This is a genomic window from Planctomycetia bacterium (assembly GCA_034440135.1).
Classification (GTDB): Bacteria; Planctomycetota; Planctomycetia; order Pirellulales; family JALHLM01; genus JALHLM01.
Window position 1 is genome coordinate 1 of sequence record JAWXBP010000004.1, and the last position, 6,781, is coordinate 6,781.

Annotated in this window: 3 protein-coding genes and 1 pseudogene; 3 read left to right on the forward strand and 1 reads right to left on the reverse strand. The window is 60.3% G+C overall.

Annotated elements, in window-relative coordinates; translation table 11 throughout:
• Nucleotides 1-114: 114 nt before the first annotated feature.
• A pseudogene (locus tag SGJ19_00130) lies at nt 115-1,158 on the reverse strand (hypothetical protein).
• Between the two features lie 261 nt (nt 1,159-1,419).
• Between SGJ19_00130 and SGJ19_00135 the strand changes: the two are divergent.
• The 3 genes from SGJ19_00135 to SGJ19_00145 form a co-directional block, all read left to right on the forward strand.
• Entirely contained in the window at nt 1,420-3,408 is a 1,989-nt protein-coding gene (locus SGJ19_00135; protein ID MDZ4778641.1) for a hypothetical protein, read from the forward strand.
• 173 nt (nt 3,409-3,581) lie between these two features.
• Nucleotides 3,582-4,502, forward strand: a complete 921-nt coding sequence (locus SGJ19_00140; protein ID MDZ4778642.1) for a hypothetical protein — start codon at nt 3,582-3,584, stop codon at nt 4,500-4,502.
• A gap of 135 nt (nt 4,503-4,637) precedes the next feature.
• A partial coding sequence (locus SGJ19_00145) for a hypothetical protein (protein ID MDZ4778643.1) occupies nt 4,638-6,781 on the forward strand: 2,144 nt, incomplete at its 3' end.

Here is a 6,781-nt window from a genome sequence, read left to right on the forward strand (position 1 = left end):
GCCACGATGCCTGCGTCATGACTCACAAAACCTCGGGGCTCGGGGCAGAGCCCCGTACAAAACGCGTTACTCCACCCACAGATTCTGCGGAAGAGCCTGATTTACAACGCCTTTGAGCACCTTGCCGGCACCGGCGTCGCCCTTGCTCGAAAAAGCCCGGATCAACTGGTGGAGGGCTTCCCAGACGGGGCACCGCGAATCGAGTTTGGCGTTCCAGTCGGCCGGGTATTCCTTCCACCTAAGCAGGCGCACGTTTCCGCCGCCCGCTTCGATAACGCCGGCTGCTTTCACGCCGTCAACGCTTGTGCCCTTGGCCCGTGCGAGCGTGTCGGCCTCGCCAAATTTTCCAGTGTCCCAGCCATATTGGTCAAACCAGTGGAGGCAGAACTGGGTGTCGGCGTCGAAGTCGTCTTCGGCGAGGAAGCGATTGATAAGTTGCAGGGCGGTCTTGACCGTCATCGGCGTGCCATCGGCTTCGAGGACGGCCTCGTACCGACTGAAGATCGCCATGCCCGGGCCGATGATGGCTTGCGAGAGATCGACCGGCGCGACGGGGGAGTGTTCGCCCTCGTCGGCCCGCGTCATCGCGTCGAGGGCCAGCGGCAGGGCGGCGTTCAACAGCCGGACGAACTGACGGCGGGAGATGGCACCGGAGTCCGACACGCGTGGCCTGCAAACAAGGATAATGGAGGACGCGAGAGCGTTCGCCCCTTGTCCGCGAATGCGACCACTGCCTTCGGTGCGCATTGGCCACGTGCCAGAGATCGCGAAGCCTGCGCGAAGCACCGCTTCCAAGAAGGTCTCCCATCCGGTACTGTTCGTACCCTCTGCTTCGGTGTCCGCCTGCTTAAAAGCGTAGTAAATAGTTACTGGTGATCCAGGATGGGACACGTCGGCGAGACGTCCCATCGCGCGCGTCATGCCGTCAAGAAAGAACTGGCTGGCCTCGGTTTTTCCGCCGTGTCTGTACGCGAACGCTACCAGTTCGTCAGCCTTCGGGACGGCAACGGTGGCAAACAAGTCTGGCAAAACGCACCGCGACGAGTGGCGAAGCCAGACGTAGAAGAAATCGGACAGATCGGCGTACGGTACATTGTCGTAATAGGGCGGGTCAGTCGAAACGAACCGACCCTCGCTCATGCTTTGCGCTGATGCGTCTAGTCCTGATCCAAGCGAGCTTCGGAATTGGAATTGCGGTGCGAAGAAGACGGAAACACACGAATTTCGGGCTCGCCCACCAATATGGGCTGGATGGTTGCGTCACGGACTCAGCAAGGCTATGTTTACCGTTCGGGAATAGTGACCATCGCCGGCGCTGAAGGCAGCCCGGCCATCTTCGGTCAACCAAGATTGCAGTGGGGATAGCCAAACAAATACGCCCAGCTCGTAATTGATTGGCTTCGGTTCGGGGCAACCGTAATGAAGGCGGCCATGGTGGGCAAACGGTTAAAAGTAGCGACCAAGCGGACTAAACCTGCGAAGCGTCGCCACAAGCTGTCTTTAGCCACAGGACCGTCTGGTGCACTTGCGGTCGCGGGCTTGGTAGCTTTCTTTTCCGTTGCGGCTTGGTGGTGGATGCCGCGCGAAACGCCAGACCCTGTCAGCCCTGGTGGCATCACCACGGCCGGTAACGCAGCAACCAATTCTCCAGCCTTTGATTTTGATCGATCCATTAACGATCTCGTCGCCTCGGGCTGGGAAGAGTCTGCTGCCAAGTCCGTCATCGGCCTCAACGCGCGGTTCTTCGGGGTCATCGCCGAGTCCGCCCCGAGTGAGATCGATGCCAAGATTGCACACCTAAAGCGGCTTGGTGATCCACGGCATCGCTATGCCCGCAAGCGGCTCGAAAGCTTGCCCGAGCTTGCGGGGCTCTTGGCCAATACGCTCGACCGCGACGAGGACGGCCCAAGCACGCTCGCGGCGGCGATCGGAAACGATGAACACACTCAATCGATCATCTCCTTGTTCGCTTTCTCGGCAACGGGCGACGAGGCCGTTGCGTTGGCCGGCATCATTGCCAGGGACCGTGATCTTGTGGTCCGGCTAGCGGACATCGGCGACACGAACCTCCTGTCCTGGCTTGAGCCGAAGGATTGGGGGAATGATCTGGATGGCGCCCGGTCGGACGAGGCCTACCGTGCGTGGGCCCGCAGGATTGTCGCCGACGCCTTCGAGACGGATCGTCGGGAAGAGGCACTAGACGAGGCATTCACGATCCTTGCGCTGCACGGCGAGCGGGTATCACAGGTGCTCCGAGAAGATGCCAAATTCCGGGAGTCGCTCTTGTCGACGGTCTATCCCGTCTTTCGTCGCGTGCTGCAGCCGCTCAAGCATGACGGATTTTCCCGCGACGCGTTCCTCCTTTGCCCACAAATTTGGGAGTTCATCCACCACCATCCTGGCGACGCGGAACACTTACTCGACAAAGTGGGCCCTTTGGCCGTCGATGTGTTTATGGATCCGCGGTTCGCGGTGTGCCAGGACGGACTTATCGACGTTCTAACTTTCGCTGACGAGGCCGTTGTCGATGGCTTGCTTGATGAGCGTGTTCGCGGGAACCCGCGGTTCGTGTCGTTCCTGGCGCGGCCGCTTCCGGCGCAGTCGCGAGTCGCTGCGTTGCAGCGGCTTGCGAGCGAGCCGGAGAACGCGGCCCGTTTGCTGGCCCAATGGGACGCAATGACTACGGAAGGCGTAATCGCCGAGGTTGGGCCACCGGCAACGGGGGCCGTCACCTGGCTACCGGGCTACAGCGCTGCCATCCTGGTCACGAAGATCTCCCAGGGTCGGTCGGTGACGGGCCTCGACATGGCCTTCGCGGCAATTGACGGTGTCGAAGCTGTACTCATGGTCCGCGGCGGCGGCGCGACGCTCAAAGCTCTGGCCACGGGAACTCGCAACGCGATGGCGAAGAGAATCGGGACTGAGGCGGCTAAGAAAGTGGTGCCGGAGGCGGCCGAGGAGATGGGAAAGAAGGGGCTGCGATCGCTCGCGCCTTGGCTGCTCGAAGCCGGGCAGCAGGCCAGCCGGCGGACGATCGCGGCCGTGCGAGAAAAGCTAGTCGTTGACATGACTTCGATCGTCCGAGGCACCTACAAACGTTCCGGCCTGAACGCCAAGACATTTCGCTGCATCGACGGCCTTGATCCGCGAATTTTCATGCGCAGTGATCGTCGCGTGGTGATCGACCTCGCCGGAAATCATCCCCTCGGTTGGTTCCTTTCGGAGACGGCGTTGAATGCTGGCATTGACAAGACGCTCAACAACGAGGCGGCGGTCGCTGTGGGCCGCAAGGCTTTGATTGAGGGAAGCAACGCCGTTGAGGCGGCTCGACAAAACATTTCTGCCTGGTGGCTTGCGATAGGCGACGGCAGCCTCGAACGACTTTTACCGGCAACGGCGGCTCACTGACTGAACAATATCCGCGATGCCCGCGGGCAGGCGGTCCGGATTCGGAAACAAACCAGGAGCGAATGATGCCGGCAAACGGGGGTAGCACTGACAAAGCATTGCGAAGGCCGATAGACGCGGACGCAACAATCGACGCGCGGACAACGGACAAAGCCCGTACGCATACGGCCGCGGTGATTGTCGCCATCGGCACCGGAATAGCGATGGCACTCATCTCCCAGAATGCCTGTGCCATCGATATGGCCCAGACATTGCGGAAGATCGCCAAAGTCGCCGACGATGTTCCTATCGCAAAGCTGGACGACATCGCGGCGGATTCAGCGTCGAGCAAGTTCGCCTGCGAACTCGTCGCCAAGACAGGCGGTAAAATTGATGACGTGACTGACCGTACTCGCGTGTTGAGAGAGCTGCTCATGAGTTGCGCCGATGGCCTGCCACCGGCGGTCGTCAAGCAACTTGACTCGCTTGATGGTCCGGCCCAGGAGGCGATGGCTGTGCTCGCGAGGGGCTCAAAGGCGGTTGGCGAATCGATTCCCGATCTCGCCGAGCGAAGCCGGCTCATCGCTGAAGGTGGCGCCGACACGCTCCTTGTGATCGGGCGGTATGAGGACCTTGCAGACGATGCCGTGAAGTTCTCCGCGGCAGCGCGGGCGGGCTGGTTGCCGACACCCTCCGGCGGCGGCCTATCGCTTCAAGATTTCGATGGATTGTTCTTGCGATCTGGTGACCGTGGGAAGCGGTTCTGGGATGTCTACGTCCGGCCGAATTGGAAATATTGGTTAGGCAGCGTGGCACTGGCAATGGTGTTAGCCACGCCAGAAGAATACCTCGACGAAGCGGGTAACTTTGTGAAAGGCGCCACCGAGAAACTTGCCCGCGTTGGCGGTAAGGCCCTCGGTGGGGCGATTGGCACGGTGGGCACTGTCGTCGAAGAGACGTTCTGGCAACTCTTTCGCGGGTTCGTCAGTCGGCCGATTGGAGCGACGGTCGTGGCTGTCGGTGCCCTCTTTGCCCTGGGTGGCCTCTCGCGACTTTTCGTGCCTTTGCTCAAGGCCAGTCGCAACAGCAGTAGCAATTGTCCGCCCGGCAGATGAGATTAATTCATCCTCTGAATATGATGAACACCGACCACGCTCGCGATATGACATTCGTCCAACCGCCCTCCAGGTACGGCAGCCATGTATAGATTTGCCCTGATCGGCCAGACAAGTTCCGGAAAGACTTGCTACATGGCCACGCTTGCGCTCAACATCCCGCATCCGGATGGGCTGACGGCACAGCTCAAGAGGGACCTGACGGAAAGCCCATGGCCCCCGGTCGCTGTCCCCGAAGGATCAGCCGCTAGCGATTCGTTCGTCGACGACTCAGTCGCCGAACGCAAGGGCGTCGAGTGGATCACGCGAGCCACACAGGCTCTCGCGCGAGGGTTACTTCCACCGCCTAATGACCCCGACCGCTACCTTATCGACTTCATTGTCGGCTCAGAAGAACGGGGGATGACACAGATTCGTATGGTCGACTATGCCGGTGAGTCCATCAATCAGGATCTCGAAAGCAACGAACAACGCATTGCCCTGTTTCGACACCTGAAGCAATGCAATGGGCTGCTCGTCGTGGCGGAGGTGCTCCCCGAAAACGTCGTCGCTGCCGAGCAGCGTGTAATTGCTGACCGAATTAGAAAGGTTGCCGACTTCTTCGGGAGCCTGCACGAGACTAGCAAGGCGCATCTTGACACAGCCATTGCGGTCGTGCTCACAAAGTGGGACCAGCATTCGACGATCGACTTCGACCGGCCCGATGAAGAAAATGTGAAGGTGCGAGAATACCTTCGCACGAGCCCTGTCCACCGAGGTCTCGTCGATCGTGTGCGTAATTTCCTCGTCGAGCAGGTGGAAGTGGCAGTGGATTTACCGCTGGGTATTCAGTTCGGTAACTGCGCCGTCTTTCCGGCGAGCGCCTTTGGGCGGTGTCGGCGGGACCCGGAGGGCGGCTGCCAGCCCAACCTTGACGACCAGCAGCCGTTCGGACTCGTCGAGCCCTTGTTGTGGTTGGCGTCTAGGTTCGAGGAGATCAGTACCGCAGAAATTGAGGCCAACTGGCACAGCGCGCGGTTTGCCCGTCTCTGGCCACCGGGGGCGACTCGAGTCAAGCAGCGGTGCTCCGAACTCCTGGGGAGCGTGCCTAAGAAATCGGCTGTTGCCCGTCGGCTCCGGACAGTGAAACGGTCAGCTGGCCTCGTCGCTGTGGTGGCCCTGGTCTCCTGGGTGGCGCTGTTGGTCGGTGGCGTTGACACGGCGAGATACGCGTGGCGGCGGTCACAGTGGTTTCACAATGTGGTGATCCTCGAAAGCCCCGAGGCGGCGGTCGATGATCTTGCGCAGGCGCGCACTTTTTTTGCCGGGTGCCAGCAAGAGAAGTGGCCTGGTCTCCTCTCGCATGTGCTCCTTCCGCAGATGCATGGTACGAAGGAGTTGGAAGAATTCGATGAACGACGCGAGAGCGTGCTGGGCGGCCTGCTAGCCAAAGCGGTTGCGGGGGGGGATCCGGCTTCGATCAAACGCGCAGCCAAAGAATACGTGAAGCAACTACCCAACGGACAACGGGCCGAGGACTGCAAGAAGCACATCCATGAGGCGCAGGTCGCCCAAAGTCGAGCCGCACTGAAGGAGTTCATGGTCTCGAGCAAGACGACGATCGACTCGAGCGACGATCTCGCAGAACTCGACCGCATTAAAAGCGAGTATCAGCAGCTCAGGCAGAACGTTCCGCTCGGCCTCGATGAACTCAATGCCAACGCCGGTGTGTTCACAGTAAAGCTGTCGCAAAGAATCGCCACGATCAAACAAGCTCATCGAGAGGACAAACTTCGGGCGGAAGTGGATAGCGCGCTCGCGAGATCCGACTTCACCCAGGCGGCGGCAAGCATCGCCTCCAACCGCGTCGCGGACGATTTCACGGAGCGGCTCGTGCAAACGTATGCTGAAGGGCTTCCTGCGATGCTTGACACGCGACTGAAGGCCCTGGTCAAGGATCAAAACTTCGACTCAGCGATGAAAGCCGCCGACGATGCAGTAAAGAGCCTCCGCACGATTGAGAGTGCCATCCCTACGTCGCGACCGGCAGCACGAAAAGCCGTACTTGATGCCCGTCCCGGATTGAGGGAGGTGCGTCGCGAATCGCTCGACGAACCCTACGACTACTATCTCTACAAGATATTCAGAGAGGAGAAGACCGATGCCCAATGCACCGCGTACATCAACCGCGCCCCTGTGGGTGGTATGAAGGGTGTAGTCCAGGACTACTTGAAGTTCCTCGAGGAGAGCAAAGCGCCGATGAAGATCACTGTGACGCCGATGATCCGCTGGGGGGAACA

Excerpts from the sequence above, each read along its gene's own strand:
- SGJ19_00135 (MDZ4778641.1), top strand. The coding sequence starts at position 1,420 with ATGAAGGCGGCCATGGTGGGCAAACGGTTAAAAGTAGCGACCAAGCGG.